1 protein-coding gene is annotated in these 1,667 nt (G+C 66.6%); it reads left to right on the top strand.

The window, feature by feature from the left end; genetic code table 11:
- Positions 1-51: 51 nt before the first annotated feature.
- Positions 52-1,667, top strand: a 1,616-nt coding sequence (gene xsc, locus C662_RS19475; protein ID WP_002934499.1) for a sulfoacetaldehyde acetyltransferase, incomplete at its 3' end; no start/stop codon positions are given.

The raw sequence follows: 1,667 nt of genomic DNA, 5'->3' as shown, positions 1-1,667 counted from the left end.
ATATCGGAATGTTTGGTACCGATTTCGTTCAACTAACTCCCAGGAGACAGCATGAGCCAGCCCACCCCCGACGGCCGCAGCGTGGCCAGCGGCCCGACCAAGATGACCCCCTCCGAAGCCTTCGTCGAAACCCTGGTGGCCAACGGCGTCACCGACATGTTCGGCATCATGGGCTCGGCCTTCATGGACGCGATGGACATTTTCGCGCCGGCCGGCATCCGGCTGATCCCGGTGGTGCACGAGCAGGGCGCGGGCCACATGGCCGACGGCTACTCGCGGGTGTCGGGCCGCCACGGCGTGGTGATCGGCCAGAACGGCCCGGGCATCAGCAACTGCGTGACCGCGATCGGCGCGGCCTACTGGGCGCACAGCCCGGTGGTGATCATCACCCCCGAGACGGGCACGATGACGATGGGGCTGGGCGGCTTCCAGGAGTGCAAGCAGCTGCCGATGTTCCAGGAGTTCACCAAGTACCAGGGCCACGTCACCCACCCGGCGCGCATGGCCGAGTACACCGGTCGCTGCTTCGACCGGGCGATGAGCGAGATGGGCCCGACGCAGCTGAACATTCCGCGCGACTACTTCTACGGCGAGATCACCTGCGAGATCCCCAAGCCGGCGCGGCTGGACCGTGGCGCGGGCGGCGAGCAAAGCCTCAATGAAGCGGCCGAGCTGCTGGCCAAGGCCAAGTTCCCGGTGATCATCTCGGGCGGCGGCGTGGTGATGGCCGACGCGATCGAGGAGTGCAAGGCGCTGGCCGAGCGCCTGGGCGCGCCGGTGGTCAACAGCTACCTGCACAACGACTCGTTCCCGGCGAGCCACCCGCTGTGGTGCGGCCCGCTGGGCTACCAGGGCTCGAAGGCGGCGATGAAGCTGATCAGCCAGGCCGACGTGGTGGTGGCGCTGGGTTCGCGCCTGGGCCCGTTCGGTACGCTGCCGCAGCACGGCATGGACTACTGGCCCAAGAACGCGAAGATCATCCAGATCGACGCGGACAACAAGATGCTCGGGCTGGTGAAGAAGATCTCGGTGGGCATCTGCGGTGATGCCAAGGCGGCGGCGGTGGCACTGACGGCGCGGCTCGCGAATCGTGCGCTCGACTGCGACGCCACCAAGGGCGAGCGCGCGGCGAAGATCGCCGCCGAGAAAGCCGCGTGGGAGAAGGAGCTCGACGAATGGACGCACGAGCGCGACCCGTTCAGCCTGGACATGATCGAAGAGAACGCCAAGGAGAAGCCGTTCTCGGGCGGCGAGTACCTGCACCCGCGCCAGGTGCTGCGCGAGCTCGAGAAGGCGATGCCCGAGGACGTGATGGTGTCGACCGACATCGGCAACATCAACTCGGTGGCCAACAGCTACCTGCGCTTTGAGAAGCCGAGGAGCTTCTTCGCGGCGATGAGCTTTGGCAACTGCGGCTACGCCTTCCCGACCATCATCGGCGCCAAGGTGGCCGCGCCGCACCGTCCGGCGGTGTCGTACGCGGGTGACGGCGCCTGGGGCATGAGCCTGATGGAGACGATGACCTGCGTGCGCCACAACATTCCGGTGACCGCGGTGGTGTTCCACAACCGTCAGTGGGGTGCGGAGAAGAAGAACCAGGTGGACTTCTACAACCGCCGCTTCGTCGCTGGCGAGCTGGACAACCAGAGCTTTGCCGAGATCGCGCG

The organism is Thauera sp. 28 (assembly GCF_000310145.2).
Classification (GTDB): Bacteria; Pseudomonadota; Gammaproteobacteria; order Burkholderiales; family Rhodocyclaceae; genus Thauera; species Thauera mechernichensis.
Note: the sequence above shows the minus strand (reverse complement) of the source record. Positions and strands in the feature narration are given on the sequence as shown.